Below are 13738 nucleotides of genomic sequence, written 5' to 3'. Positions count from 1 at the left end.
AAACATGGCAGATAGCGCGTCAGATATCTTCGCCGCGTTGGCCCACCCGACCCGGCGTCAGATCCTCCAGGACCTCAAAGAGGGCGAACTCGCCGCGGGAGAGATCGCCTCGCGGTTCTCGGCGAGCGGGCCGACCATCTCGCGGCACCTCAGCGTGCTGCGTCAGGCCGGTCTCGTCAGCGAGCGACGCGATGCCAACCGCATCCTCTACTCGCTGGTGGGCGAGCGCCTGGCGCTGTCGGTCGGCGACTTCCTCTCGACCGTGTGCCCCGAGCAGATGGTGCTCCGCGAGGTGCGCAAGCGCGGCACCGGTCGAGGCGCAGCCGCCTCTGCGGACGCCTGATCCGGTTTGTCCGGCCGGCGACCGAGAGTCGTCCAGGCCACGGGTGAAAGGATTGACCCATGACCTCGAAGCCCGCGAACCATGAGTCGGCCCGTGCCGAGCCCGCCGACCTGGCCGCCCGCGCGGCGAAGCGACACATCGTCGTGGTCGGCGGAGGCATCGGCGGGCTGATCGCGGCCCGTGAGTGCGTCAAGGTCGGCATGCGCGTGACACTGCTGGAGGGGTCGGATGCCGTGGGCGGAGCGATCCGCCGGGCCGAACTCGACGGGGTCGTGGTCGACGCCGGTGCCGAGAGCTATGCGACGAGGGGTGGCGGGGTGCGCGCCTTGATCTCCGAACTCGGTCTCGCCGACCGCATCGTGGCCCCTGCCGCGGGGGGCGCCTGGCTCGCCGGCATCCCCGGAGTCGGTGCGGCTCCGCTGCCCGTCGGCGGCATCCTCGGCATCCCCGGCAACCCCTTCCAGGAGGACGTCCGTCGCATCATCGGATGGTCCGGGGCGTGGCGCGCGTACCTCGACCGTGTCCGCCCGCCGCTGACGATCGGCCACAACCACAGCCTCGGCAAGCTGGTCGCCTCGCGCATGGGGACGAAAGTCCGCGACCGTCTCGTGGCGCCCGTGACGACCGGGGTGTACTCCGCCTCGCCCGACGACGTCGACGTCGACATCGCCGCACCGGGGCTGAACGCCGCGCTGACGAGCGTCGGCTCGCTGTCGGGCGCCGTCCAGGCGCTGCGGGAGCAGAGCGCGGCGAGGGCGGCCCAGGCGGCGCGCGCAGCTCAGGCCCCCGGAGCTGCGGTCGAGGGTCTGGATGGCGGGATGATGACCCTCGTTGAGGCCCTGGTCGCAGACATCGAGAAGCTCGGCGGGGTCGTCCGCACCGATGCCCGCGTGACGCAGATCACGAAGACCGCAGCAACGTGGACCGTGCGGGCCGACGCGAAGACCGGTGTCGAGACGGGCGACGAACCAGATGCCGGGGACAGGGAAGATCTGGAACTCGTCGCGGACGGCGTCGTGATCGCCACGTCTGAGGCGGTCGCGCGGCGGCTGCTCGAGCGGGCCGTGCCGGCGCTCGCCGAGACGGCCGCGGCGGATGCGCCCGAGATCGAGATCGTGACGCTGCTGCTCACCGCCGCAGCGCTCGCAGGGGCTCCTCGCGGAACCGGTGTGCTGACGGTGCCGGGAAGCCATACGGCCAAGGCGCTGACCCACTCGAGCGCCAAGTGGGACTGGGTGCGGGAAGCGGCGGGTGGGCGGCACCTCCTGCGCGTCTCGTTCGGAGCCCAGGGCGAACCGGCCGCAACCGCCGGCCTCGACGACACCGCGGCCGCTCGGATCGCACTGCGTGAGGCATCCGCCCTGCTCGGCGTCGCGCTGCCCGAGAGCGCCCTCGTGGCCGCGCACCGTGCGCGGTACGTGCAGTCGCAGCCGGCGTCGATCATCGGCTCCGGCGAGCGACGGGAAGCCGCCCGCGCCGCCATCCGGGCCGTGCCCGGGCTCGCGGCGGCGGGCGCGTGGCTCGCCGGTACCGGGCTGGCGCAGGTGATCCCGGATGCGCGCGACGAAGCCGACCGTCTTCGTCGGAGCCTGCTCTGGGACTGACCCGACCTCGAACGCCGCGGCGGCACCGCTGCCCGGTGCGGAGCGGCGAGGGTCGTTCGGTGATGCCGAAAGTCGCTCCACTGTCAACCCTCTTCGAGTCAGATGCCGAATTCGGCATACGGGGCTACGCTTGACACCTGGCAGGCGGCGCCGAGCCGCCGGTTCGCCCCAGGCGTTCATACCGGAACAACGTGAGGAGACCCCATGAAGGGGAAGATCGGACTCGTCGTAGGACTCGGCGTGGGATACGTCATCGGAACGCGCGCAGGACGCGAGCGCTACGAGCAGATCAAGACTCAGTGGCTCAAGGTCTGGCACCTCGATCCCGTGCAGGAGCAGGTCGAGAAGGTCAAGGGCTATGTCGGCGACAAGGCCGCGGCCGTGCCCGGTGCGATCTGGACCGGCGTGCAGAAGGTCGTCAAGTCGGCGAGCGGCGGCGACAAGACCGCCGGACAGCGCCTCGACTCGGCCGTCGCTGCGGGTCGGAAGGCCGCCGAGGACATCGTCGACGCGACCGAGGACGCGGTCGACGAGGCCAAGGACACCGCGAAGAAGCCCGCCGCGAAGAAGCCGGCGGCGAAGAAGCCGGCATCCTCGCGCTCCACCACTGCGAAGTCCGGGAGCTGACGTGCCCCGCGGATACCGCGACCGCGCCGACGACAGCCTGCTGTCTCTGATCGGCGATCTCCCCGAGCTCATCAGCAGTCTGGTCAAGGCCGAGATCAACGCCGCCAAGGCCTGGGTCTCGAGAACCGCGAAGGACGCGGGCATCGGATCCGTCTGGTTCCTGGTCGCGCTGTTCTTCCTGTTCTGGGCGGTGCCGGTGATCCTGGTGTTCGCGATCGCAGGTCTCTCGTCGTGGTGGCCGGTCTGGCTGTCGGCGCTCGCCGTGCTCGGCATCCTGATCCTCGCCGTGCTGCTGTTCGCGCTGCTCGGCATCCTGAAGTTCCGCAAGGTGCTCGCCCGGAAGAACCCCGCGCAGGCGGTCGGCGAGGACATCCGACTCGTGAAGGAGGCCGGCGATGACGAACTCTGACATCACGAGGTCGCTGCCCAAGACGGCGGTTCCCGCCGGGATCGTCGACCCCGTCGAGTCGGCTCGCGCCGAACTGAAGGCGGCGCTCGCGGCGATCGAGGTCAAGGGCAACTTCCCGAGGCGGATCGACAAGGCCTCCAAGCGTGCCGCGGCCAAGGCCCGCGTGTTCGCCGACCGCAATCCTGCGGCAGCGATCGCCGCGGCCGTCGGTGTCGCCGCAGTCGTCGGCGGAGCCGTCTGGGTGATCGCCCGCGCTCTCTCGCGCTGACCGACGATCGAACGCCTACTCGTTCCGAGGGTCCGACGGGCCTTCGTGGCAGCATCCTGACTCGCGTTCGCGAGTGCTCTGCAAAGGGGGCAGACTGGTCGTATGTCCGATGAGCGCGAAGAGAACCCGTCCGGCTTCACCCTCTGGGCCGTCTGGCGACGAAACCCCGATGTTCCGGTCACCGAATCCGACTCCACCGAGCTGGAGACGATCGTCTCGTACATCGAGGATTCCGGCGTCACGGTCCGCGGCTTCTACGACGTCTCGGGCCTGAAGGCCGACGCCGACCTCCTCGTCTGGCTGCACGGCGACACCGCGGAAGACCTGCAGAAGGCGCTCCGACGCCTCCGCCGCACCGAGCTGCTGCGCACGCTGCTGCCCGTCTGGAACGTCATGGGCGTGCACCGCGACGCCGAGTTCAACCGCTCGCACGTGCCCGGATTCCTGCGCGGCGTCGAGCCCAAGGACTGGCTGTGCCTGTACCCGTTCGTGCGCACCCCCGAGTGGTACCTCGCGCCCGAGGAGGAGCGTCGCAAGATGCTCGCCGACCATGGCCGCAAGGGTGCCGCGTTCACGGGAGTCATCGCGAACACGGTCGCGGCGTTCGCGCTGGGCGACTACGAGTGGATCCTGCCGCTCGAGGCAGACGAGGTCACCGAGCTCGTCGACCTCATGCGCGACCTGCGCTACACCGACGCGCGTCTGTACGTGAAGGAGGAGATCCCGTTCTACACCGGGCGTCGACTCCGGTTCGACGAGATCGCGGACGTGCTGCAGTAGGCCGACGATGAGCATCCAGAGCACACGGACCGCCCCGATCCGACTCGGCACCCGCCGCAGCGCCCTCGCGCAGGCGCAGTCGGGTCACGTCGCCGCCGCCCTCGAGAAGATCTCCGGACGAGCGGTCGAGCTCGTTCCGATCACCAGCGAGGGCGACACGAACCGCGCATCGCTGTCCGAGATCGGCGGGCAGGGAATCTTCGCCACGCGCCTGCGTGAGGCGCTGCTCGCGGGGGAGTGCGACTTCCTCGTCCACTCGCTGAAGGACCTGCCCACTGCGATTCCCACCGGTCTCGTCATCGCCGCGACCCCGGTCCGCGAGGATGCGCGCGATGTCGTGATCACGCGCGGCGGGACACCGCTCCATGAGCTGCGCTCCGGCAGCAAGGTCGGCACCGGATCCCCTCGCCGCATCGCGCAGGTGCGCCGCAGGGCGCCGCACGCCGAAGTGGTCGACATCCGCGGCAACGTGGACTCCCGACTGCAGCGGGTCGCATCGGGAGAGCTCGATGCGGTCATCCTCGCGGCCGCCGGACTCTCGCGCCTCGGATCCGACTCGCCGCTGCGTCGTGAGGAGCTCGGGCTCGCCGAGTGGCCGACCGCCCCGGGCCAGGGGTCGCTCGCGGTGGAGACGCGGTCGGATGCTCCGGACGAGCTGCTCGCCGCCCTCGCCGAGCTCGACGACGAGGCGACCCGCGTGGCCGTCACGGTCGAGCGCGCCGTGCTCGAAGGGCTCGACGCCGGATGTCAGGCGCCGATGGCCGCTCATGCGGTGCTCGACGGCGACGAGATCCGCGTCAGGACGGTCGTCTACGCGGCCGACGGGACCCGGCGTATCGGTCTCGACGTCACCGAAGGTCTGAACGGGGAGTATATTCGTCGGAACGGCAGCGGCAACGGAGCGGATGCTGCCGGTGGTGCAGACCCGATGCACGCGGCACGCGAGCTCGGGTTGTCTGTCGCCCATCGGCTGCTCGAGCAAGGGGCGGCCGACCTCGTCTCCCGAGAGCATTCCTCATCATGACCAATTCGAAGCAGGACCGACCGCTGGACGGCTGGCGCATCCTCGTACCCCGCGGAGGCCCGTGGGGCGACGGTGTCGCAGCGAGCCTGCGCGCGCAGGGCGCCGTGCCCGTTGTCGCGCCGCTGATCAACTTCGCGCCGACCACGGATCAAGCAGCCCTCGACGTCGCGCTCGCGCAGCTCGCGGGCGGGTCGTACGACTGGCTGACCGTGACCAGCGCGACCACCGTCGACGTGATGTTCGCGCACCGGGCCGTGGTGCCGCGCGGCACGAAGATCGCCGCTGTCGGTGAGACCACGGCTGCTGCCTTGCAGGCGGTCGGCTACGAGGTCGCTCTCGTCCCCGAGCAGGACAACTCCGCCGAGGGCATGGCCGAGCAGCTCATCGCTCTCGAGACGCAGCCCCGCCGCATCCTGGCCCTGCGCAGCGAGATCGCGAAGCCCGTGCTCAGCGTGCTGCTGCAGGAGGCCGGCCACGACGTCGACAGCGTCGTGGCGTATCGCACGGTCGGTGTGCCGGTGACGGATCGCATCAAGCGCGACGTCGAGAACGGCCGCATCAACGCCATTCTCATCACGAGTGGTTCCGTCGCGGCGCAGGTGCGCGAGCAGTTCCCCGAGATCCCCGACGAGACGCTTCTGGCGGCGATCGGTCCGCGGACCGCGAAGGATGCCGGAAAGGCGGGCCTCCCGATCACGGTCGTCGCCGACAAGCAGACGGTGGATGCGCTGATCGACGCGGTGTCGACCTTCACCCTCCCGCACGCGGCTGACGAGCTGGCACCGTGAGTTTCCCCGACGTCCGACTGCGCCGACTGCGTCAGTCCCCGGCGGTTCGCGGTCTGGTCCGTGAGACGTCGCTCGAGCCGCGCCAGCTGGTGCTGCCGCTGTTCGTGCGCGAGGGGATCACCGAGGCCGCGCCGATCGGCTCCATGCCCGGGGTCGCCCAGCATTCGCTCGACTCCCTGCGGAAGGTCGCGACCGAGGCCGCCGACGCGGGTGTCGGCGGCGTGATGCTGTTCGGTGTTCCCGCCGTGCGCGATGCGCAGGGCTCGGGCGCGGACGACCCGAAGGGCATCCTGAACGTCGCGACCGAGGTGCTCGCCGCCGAGGTCGGCGACGCGCTCGTCGTGCAGACCGACCTGTGCCTCGACGAGTTCACCGACCACGGGCACTGCGGCGTTCTCGCAGCAGACGGTTCGGTCGACAACGACGCCACGCTCGAGCGCTACACCTCGATGGCACTCGCCCAGGCCCGCGCGGGATCTCAGCTGTTGGGGCTGTCGGGAATGATGGACGGCCAGGTCGGCGTGATCCGCAAGGCGCTGGATGCCGAGGGCTTCACCGACACCCTGCTGCTCGCCTACGCCGCGAAGTACGCGAGCGCGTTCTACGGCCCGTTCCGCGAGGCCGTCGACTCTCAGCTCACGGGCGACCGCCGCACCTACCAGCTCGATCCCGGCAACCGCCGCGAGGGCGTGCGCGAGGCGGTCGTCGACGAGGAGGAGGGTGCGGACATCGTCATGGTGAAGCCCGCCATGGCCTTCCTCGACGTGCTGCGCGAGGTTCGTGACACCGTGCATATTCCGGTGTGGGCATACCAGGTGTCGGGCGAGTACGCCATGATCGAGGCCGCCGCCGCGAACGGCTGGATCGATCGCCGCGCGTCGGTTCTCGAGTCGCTGCTGTCGATCCGTCGCGCGGGTGCCGACGTCGTGCTCACCTACTGGGCGACCGAAGCCGCCCGCTGGCTCCGCGGCTGACCGAGGCTCTCTTCGTGGTGTGGGTCTCGGTCCCGGTCTCGTCTGAGACTCGTGCACAGGTGGGCGGACTAGCCTGGAAGAGATGCCGGGAGAGCTCCGCGCATCGCTGAGGAGTGTGCTGTGACCGACCGCAATGACGACCTGTTCTCCGCTGCCCGAACGGTGATCCCCGGCGGAGTGAACTCGCCGGTGCGCGCATACGGGTCCGTCGGCGGCACGCCGCGTTTCCTCGCGTCTGCGAAGGGCGCGACGGTGACGGATGCCGCGGGCAACGAGTATGTCGACCTGGTCGCCTCGTGGGGTCCTGCGCTGCTCGGGCACGCGCAGCCCGAGGTCGTCGCCGCGGTGCAGGAGGCTGCCACCCGGGGGCTGTCGTTCGGAGCTCCGACCGAGGGCGAGGTCGAACTCGCGGCTCTGATCGCCGACCGCGTGCGGTTCGGCGAGGTCCGGCCCATCGAGCGTGTGCGCCTGGTGTCGACGGGCACCGAGGCCACCATGACGGCGATCCGCCTCGCGCGCGGCGCGACCGGGCGCGACCTGCTGGTGAAGTTCGCGGGCCACTACCACGGGCACTCCGACGGCCTCCTCGCCGCGGCGGGCTCGGGTGTCGCGACGCTCGCACTGCCGGGTTCTGCGGGCGTTCCGGCTCCGATCGCGGCGCAGACGCTGGTGATCGACTACAACGACCCGGATGCGCTGGCGGCGGTCTTCGCCGAGCACGGCGATCGCATCGCCGCGGTGATCGTCGAGGCGGCGGCCGCCAACATGGGCGTGGTCCCGCCGCTGCCGGGCTTCAACCGTCTGCTGGCCGACACTGCCCACGCGCATGGCGCTCTGCTGATCCTCGACGAGGTGCTGACGGGCTTCCGCGTGCATCCGGCCGGCTTCTGGGGACTCCAGGCAGCGGCCGGAGAGGACTACCTGCCGGACATCATCACGTTCGGCAAGGTCGTCGGCGGAGGCATGCCGCTGGCTGCGCTCGGTGGCCGCGCAGAGGTCATGGATATGCTGGCGCCCCTCGGCCCGGTCTACCAGGCGGGCACGCTCTCGGGTAACCCGCTCTCGGTGGCGGCAGGACTCGCGACGCTGCGTCTGGCGACCCCCGAGGTGTATGCGACGGTCGATGCCGCGGCGGCCCGTGTCGCTCGTGCGCTGGACGCCGCGCTGACGGATGCCGGAGTCTCGCACGCCGTGGCCCATGCGGGCAACCTGTTCAGCGCGTCGTTCCGCGCCTCTGCACCCCGCACATATGCGGAGGCGCAGGCTCAGGAGTCGTTCCGCTACGCCCCGTTCTTCCACGCCATGCGTGAGCAGGGCATCGCCTTGCCGCCGAGTGTGTTCGAAGCATGGTTCCTCACCGCCGCACACGGCGACGAGGAACTGCAGCGCATCGAGGCGGCACTGCCGATCGCCGCGGCTGCGGCGGCCGCAGCGTCGGCGTGACGCGACGCTCACCGACTTCAGCCTCTGACGCGAGACTCTGACCGGCGTCAGCGTGACGCGACTCTGACCGGCTCTTCGACTGGCCCGGTCCTGTTCCTGTGCGGGCGTCAGACGAACATGACGCGTCGAGGTGGCGAGTCGCGATAGGTGCGTCCGAGCGGGCTATGCCAGTCGACCGTTCCGTCGGGCAGCTGACGGGCCGTCCATCGATGATCGTCTGCGATGTCGGGATGCTTGAGTACGTGGTGGGTCGCGCAGAGATGACCCAGATTGTGGATCTCCGTTCTGCCACCCTTCGCGTGATCGAACGTGTGGTCGATCTGACACCGATGCGCCGGCATCCTGCATCCGGGGAACCGGCAGTGCTGGTCTCGAGCGCGCAGGAACCGTCGCATGGCTTCCGTGGGCGTGTAACTGTCGGTCTCTACGACCAGGCCGGTCGGATCGAGGAACAACCGGGACCACCCGCCATTCCGGCCTGCGAGGTCTCGTGCGATGTCGGGGTGCAGAGGGCCGTGCCCGTCGAGCTGCGCGGAGCGATCGTCACACCCGGCAAGAGTGGTGGCCGCCACGGTGACGTGGATCCGGCCCTGGATGTTGTCGAGTCCTGAGCCGTTCGCGGCGCTCGGGTCGGACGCGAGCAGGAGGTCGATCAGCAGGTCGGTGCGCACCTGATCGATCGTGCGAGTGTCTGCCGGGATGTGCTCGACCTCTGGGCCCGTCGGATCCGTCGTGAATGTTCCGTCGCCGAAGATCGCATAGTCGTCTCGCGAGGGGTCGTCTTGAGCGATGTCCTCGGGATAGATCGGGTTCTCCCCGTCGTCTGTCGGTTCGAGGACGGGCTCGTGGTCTCTGCGCCCGGCGATCACCGCTCGCGCGAGCTGCGTGAGGCGGTCGAGGATCGCCGCCGCGAGATGCTCGGGCAGCACGATCGTCAGCACGGCGAGCCCGTCGCCCGCTGGCCGCAGCGTGACGGTGCGCTCGGCTCGTGCCCGAGCGTGACGCTCGGTGGTCGTCGAGCCCGACAGCGCCGCTGCGAGCTCGCGCAGATGCACACGCGTGCGCGCCGCGGTCTCGCGCTCGGCGACGATGACGGCGACGGTGTCGTAGAGCGTGAGCGCGTCGGCATCCGCTTGCCCGTTGTTCACCGCTTCGCGAACGACCCCCGCCGCGCGCACGATCTCGCGGATGTGGGCGGCCGTGACGCGCCCCTCACGGAACGCCTGCTGCACGAGGGGGTGGCTGGTGTCGAGGAAGCCGGCATCCGTGAAGGCGTACTCGACGCTGCCCTGAGTCATACGGCCGGCGGCCGCATACTCCGCGATCATCGATCGGTGAATCGCATCTCGGTGGTAGGGATGCTCGTCGGACTCGGCTCGACCCAGCTGCATCCGCTCGGCGAGAAGGCCCGCGGCCTCGGCCTCGAGACGGGCGATCTGGCGCCGCGTCTCGACCCACGAATCGAGCAGCTCTCTGCGCTGCTCGAGACCGTTGTCGCTGGCGGATGTCATGCTCCGAGTCTAGTAGATTTGTTCGAAACTCGAGCGGAACACCGGAATGGAAGAGAGGTGGAATCGTGGGAACCGACAACGGATCGTTGCCTTCCTGTGAGCAAGACACAGACATCTGTGAGGGTGCCGCTGGCAGACTGGACGCATGGTGACGTTGCTGCTGGACCAGACGCAACTCGAGATCGTGCTCTCGCCGATCGAGCGTGCAGCGAGCTTCCACCGTGACAACGTGCGGCTCGTGCGCGAGACGATCACCAAGGTGCAGCTGGTGGATGACGCCTGGGCCTGGCTCCGCGGCGTACCGAACCCCGGCACGCACATTCCCGGTGTGCTCGCCGCAGGAACGTGGAAGGCGGCAGGAAGCGTGGACTTCGTGCTGATCCGCCGCCGCCGCCCCAGCGTGGTCATCGACCTGTCGGGTGACGAGCAGTACCGTCGCCTCATCCTCACGACCAAGCACGGCCTCGCGCTGACGCAGGCCCTCAGGCTCGACGTCTCGGACGAGCCCGCGGATGTCGAGGAGATCGTCGCCACGTCGCCGACCCCCGTGTCGAAGGGCAGCCGTCGCCCGGTGATCCGCCCTCGGCCGGCCTGACCGCCCTCCGGAACGAGCAACGCCCTCCGCAGCCTTTCGGCGCGGAGGGCGTTCGCATGAAGTGCGGCGTCGAAGCCTCAGGACTGGTGGTGCTCACCCTCGTGGTGCTCACCGTCGTGGTGCTCACCCTCGTGGTGCTCACCCTCGTGGTGCTCACCGCCGTGGTTCTCGCCCTCGTGGTGCTCCTGTGCGTCGGTCGCGTCCTGCACGCCCGACTCGCTGTTCTCCGAGGGCTCGACGGCAGCATCGTCCGGCTGTGCCTCATCCGAATGTGCCTCGTCCGGCTCGGAGGCGTCCGACTCGGAAGCGTCCGAAACCCCGAGCGGGTAGTCCTTCGGCTCGTCGTCGTAGTAGGCGCGAGCGGCTGCGGCGAGCATCGACGTGACAGCCGCGGAGCGCGGGTCGTCGTCCGATGCGTCCGCCTCGCCGGCAGCTGAATCGGCATCGTCACCGGACACCGACTCCTCGGATGCCGGTACCTCGGAGAAGAACTCGACGCCGGAGTGCTCGTCGAGACCCTCGTCCGCGGGCGCAGACCCGTTCTCGGAGCGCGAACCGGTGTCCGCATCCGCAGACGGTTCCGCATCGTTCACCGGCGCGGTTCCGAACAGGATGTCATCGAACGAAGGGCGTGCGCCCTCCTCGGAGGTCGCCTCCTCGCCCTCGGATGCCGCATCCACGTCGTGCCCGGCCTGCTCTTGCGACTCGGCGGCCTCAGAGGCGACGTCGGCGGCGTCTTCCGCGTCGTTCGCGTCGGATGCATCGGCCGCGTACCCGAGTTCTGCCGCCGCGTGCTCGACGTCGCGTGCCGCAGCCGCGGCGTAAGCCGCGTCGTCGGCCCTGGCCTCAGCGGCATCCGCGGCAGCGGCGTCGGTCTGCGAGGCATCCGAATCCGCAGCGTCCACGGGCGCGTCCGCAGCGGGAGCAGTCTCAGAGGCATCGGCCTCGAGAGGTTCCGCTCCCTCGTCCACGTTCGCCGCGTCGTCCGCAGGTGCATCGTCAGCGTCATCCGATCCGTCGTCGGCGTTCACCGTCTCGGGAGAGGTCGCGACGGCGGGTTCGACGACCGCAGGAATCACCGTGGTCGCGGGAGCTGCGTCGAGCGCCGCCTCCGACGGCTCGGCCTCAGGAGCGATGAACTGCGAGGCGGCCGCGATGGCGTGAGGCGCGAGCGTGCCGCCGCGCACGAGCTCGATGAACACGTCCTCGAGGGTCGGGCCGCGCTGCACCAGGGTGGTCAGGGCGATGCCGGCCGATGCGGCGATCGCGCCGACCTTGCCGGCGTTGCTGCCGCGGACGGTGAGTCCGGAGCGCAGGACCTCGACCTCGAGGCCGGCAGTCGAGAGGGCGGCCTTGAGGGCGGCCCGGTCTGCGGCATCCACGACGACCGACCCGGCGGACGGGTCGGCGAGCTTCTCGATGCCGCTCGACAGCATGAGCTGCCCCTTCGAGAGCACGAGCACGTGATCGGCGACCTGCTCGATCTCACTCAGCACGTGCGAGGAGACGAGAACCGTGCGGCCCTCGTCGGCCAGGCGGCGCATGAGCAGACGCATCCAGCGGATGCCTTCGGGGTCGAGTCCGTTGGCCGGTTCGTCGAACACGAGGGCGCCGGGGTCTCCGAGCAGGGCGTGGGCGACGCTCAGGCGCTGGCGCATTCCGAGCGAGAAGCTGCCGATGCGTCCTTCGCTCTCGTGCTCGAGACCGACGAGCGAGAGGACCTCGTCGACGCGCGACAGCGGGATGCCGTTGGCCTTGGCCGCGATGGTCAGCTGGCGCCCCGCCGAGCGGCGAGGGCGGTAGACCGTCTCCTCGAGCACCGAGCCGATCGTGCGCAGGGGGTGGCGCAGGTCGGGGAACGCGACGCCGCCGATCGTGGCCGTGCCGGAGTTGGCGCGGACCTGACCGAGGAGGATGCGCAGTGTCGTCGTCTTCCCGGCTCCGTTCGGGCCGAGGAAAGCGGTCACGACACCGGGCTCGACTCGCGCGGAGAAGTCGGACACCGCCGTCACGTCATTGAATCGCTTGGTGACGCGCGTGAACTCGAGCACCTGTCCGTCGGGCATCTGCGACCTCTCGTTGCAGTGGGCAGTTCTCTCTATCCTGCCGGAAAAGCCGCCGGATCGCGCATTTACCCTACAAACCCACCCGAATGCAAGGCTGCGGTCGAGGGGTAACGTGGCACCCGTGACCGATTCCACCGCCGCTCCCCGGGTCCTCGTCCGCACTGAAGGCGCACTCGGACGGCTCACGCTCAACAGGCCCGAAGCCATCAACGCACTCGATCTCGGCATGATCGAGCTGCTCACGCAGGCGCTCGAGGCGTGGCGCGACGACACCGACGTGCAGATCGTGCTGATCGACGGCGAAGGCGAGCGCGGCATGTGCGCGGGGGGAGACGTCAGAGGGCTGCATGCGCAGATCGTCGCGGGCCGTGCCGACGAGACCGCCGAGTTCTTCCGCGCCGAGTACGCCCTGAACGCGATGATCGCCGAGTACTCGAAGCCCGTGGTCAGCCTGGCCGACGGCATCACCATGGGTGGAGGCATCGGTCTCTCCGGCCACGCGGCCATCCGAATCGTCACCGAGCGTTCGAAGCTCGCGATGCCCGAGACGCGCATCGGCTTCACCCCGGATGTCGGGGGCACCTGGCTGCTGGGGCAGGCTCCCGGTCGTTTCGGCGAGTACTTCGGCCTCACCGGCGGCACCATGAACGGAGCGGATGCCGTGCTGCTCGGCTTCGCCGACCACTTCGTGCCCTCCGACCGCCTCGACGCGCTGCGCGAGGCGCTCGCGTACCGCGCGGACCCCACGGGCCCGGCCGAGATCGTCCTGTTGTTCGACGAGACCCCGGATCCGTCGGAACTGCCCGCCTCGCGTGCATGGATCGACGAGGCGTTCTCCGCCGACAGCGTCGCCGAGATCGTCGCACGCCTGCAGGAGCAGGGAACGGCGGATGCCACGGCGACCGCAGAGCTGCTCGAGAGCCTGGCGCCGACGGGCCTCGCGGTGACCCTCGACGCCGTCCGCGAGGCGCGGGCTCTTCCGAACCTCCGCGCTGCGCTCGAAGGAGAGTACCGACGGGTCATGTGGTTCGTGACGCGACACCCCGACCTCGTGGAGGGCATCAGGGCGCAGCTCGTCGACAAGGATCGCAATCCGAAGTGGAACCCCGCGTCCATCGCCGATCTGGCTCCGGATGCAGGGGCCGAGGCTCGCGATTTCGTGCCGGATCGCCCGCTCTTCTGAGAAGTATCGATATATCTGCGGTTCCTCACCGCGGTGCATAAACCGCTGGCCGCGCGGGAAATGGTTCGCTGTCAGCGAAGGTCCACCTGCAGGGGGATACGAATGTCCCCGGTTCGTGGCACC

The 13738-nt window shown here is 69.8% G+C and carries 14 protein-coding genes; 12 read left to right on the top strand and 2 right to left on the bottom strand.

Annotation, left to right across the window (positions count from 1 at the left end; genetic code table 11):
• Positions 1-4: 4 nt before the first annotated feature.
• From ACTJKH_RS13760 to ACTJKH_RS13715, 10 genes are all read left to right on the top strand, one after another.
• Positions 5-343 (top strand): metalloregulator ArsR/SmtB family transcription factor, encoded by a 339-nt coding sequence (locus ACTJKH_RS13760; protein WP_440737387.1) that lies wholly within the window; start codon positions 5-7, stop codon positions 341-343.
• 59 nt (positions 344-402) lie between these two features.
• Positions 403-1947 carry a protoporphyrinogen oxidase gene (gene hemG, locus ACTJKH_RS13755; RefSeq protein ID WP_440737386.1) on the top strand — a complete coding sequence of 515 codons (1545 nt, stop codon included), beginning with the start codon at positions 403-405 and terminating at the stop codon, positions 1945-1947.
• 204 nt (positions 1948-2151) lie between these two features.
• Positions 2152-2574, top strand: coding sequence for a hypothetical protein (locus tag ACTJKH_RS13750; RefSeq protein ID WP_440737385.1), 423 nt, complete (start codon positions 2152-2154; stop codon positions 2572-2574).
• A gap of 1 nt (position 2575) precedes the next feature.
• Entirely contained in the window at positions 2576-2983 is a 408-nt protein-coding gene (locus ACTJKH_RS13745; RefSeq protein WP_440737384.1) for a phage holin family protein, read from the top strand.
• On the top strand, positions 2970-3251 hold the full coding sequence (locus ACTJKH_RS13740; protein WP_210096084.1) for a hypothetical protein: 282 nt from the start codon (positions 2970-2972) through the stop codon (positions 3249-3251). Before ACTJKH_RS13745 ends, ACTJKH_RS13740 begins: the two co-directional genes overlap by 14 nt.
• A 102-nt stretch (positions 3252-3353) precedes the next feature.
• Positions 3354-4031 (top strand): hydrogen peroxide-dependent heme synthase, encoded by a 678-nt coding sequence (gene hemQ, locus ACTJKH_RS13735; RefSeq protein ID WP_440737383.1) that lies wholly within the window; start codon positions 3354-3356, stop codon positions 4029-4031.
• 7 nt (positions 4032-4038) lie between these two features.
• Positions 4039-5055, top strand: a complete 1017-nt coding sequence (hemC, locus tag ACTJKH_RS13730; RefSeq protein WP_440737382.1) for a hydroxymethylbilane synthase — start codon at positions 4039-4041, stop codon at positions 5053-5055.
• Positions 5052-5843: a uroporphyrinogen-III synthase gene (locus ACTJKH_RS13725; RefSeq protein ID WP_259161611.1), complete on the top strand. Its 792-nt coding sequence runs from the start codon at positions 5052-5054 to the stop codon at positions 5841-5843. The genes hemC and ACTJKH_RS13725 overlap by 4 nt, the downstream gene beginning before the upstream one ends.
• Positions 5840-6817 (top strand): porphobilinogen synthase, encoded by a 978-nt coding sequence (gene hemB, locus ACTJKH_RS13720; RefSeq protein WP_440737381.1) that lies wholly within the window; start codon positions 5840-5842, stop codon positions 6815-6817. Before ACTJKH_RS13725 ends, hemB begins: the two co-directional genes overlap by 4 nt.
• A gap of 120 nt (positions 6818-6937) precedes the next feature.
• On the top strand, positions 6938-8260 hold the full coding sequence (locus tag ACTJKH_RS13715) for a glutamate-1-semialdehyde 2,1-aminomutase (protein ID WP_440737380.1): 1323 nt from the start codon (positions 6938-6940) through the stop codon (positions 8258-8260).
• 107 nt (positions 8261-8367) lie between these two features.
• Here ACTJKH_RS13715 and ACTJKH_RS13710 read toward each other — a convergent pair whose 3' ends face one another.
• On the bottom strand, positions 8368-9771 hold the full coding sequence (locus ACTJKH_RS13710) for a DUF222 domain-containing protein (protein WP_440737379.1): 1404 nt from the start codon (positions 9769-9771) through the stop codon (positions 8368-8370).
• Positions 9772-9916: 145 nt separating this feature from the next.
• On the opposite strand from ACTJKH_RS13710, the gene ACTJKH_RS13705 reads away from it, so the two are divergent.
• The gene (locus ACTJKH_RS13705) at positions 9917-10366 is read left to right on the top strand and encodes a hypothetical protein (RefSeq protein ID WP_210096077.1); all 450 of its coding nucleotides are present in this window, start codon (positions 9917-9919) and stop codon (positions 10364-10366) included.
• A 77-nt stretch (positions 10367-10443) separates the two neighbouring features.
• On the opposite strand, the gene ACTJKH_RS13700 is transcribed toward ACTJKH_RS13705, so the two are convergent.
• Entirely contained in the window at positions 10444-12432 is a 1989-nt protein-coding gene (locus ACTJKH_RS13700; protein WP_440737378.1) for an ATP-binding cassette domain-containing protein, read from the bottom strand.
• Between the two features lie 121 nt (positions 12433-12553).
• Here ACTJKH_RS13700 and ACTJKH_RS13695 point away from each other — a divergent pair, with 121 nt between their 5' ends.
• Entirely contained in the window at positions 12554-13615 is a 1062-nt protein-coding gene (locus ACTJKH_RS13695) for an enoyl-CoA hydratase/isomerase family protein (RefSeq protein ID WP_440737377.1), read from the top strand.
• The last annotated feature ends 123 nt before the right edge of the window (positions 13616-13738 follow it).

The organism is Microbacterium sp. 22215, from assembly GCF_052045655.1.
Lineage (GTDB): Bacteria > Actinomycetota > Actinomycetes > Actinomycetales > Microbacteriaceae > Microbacterium > Microbacterium phyllosphaerae.
This window is presented reverse-complemented; position numbering and strand designations above follow the sequence as displayed.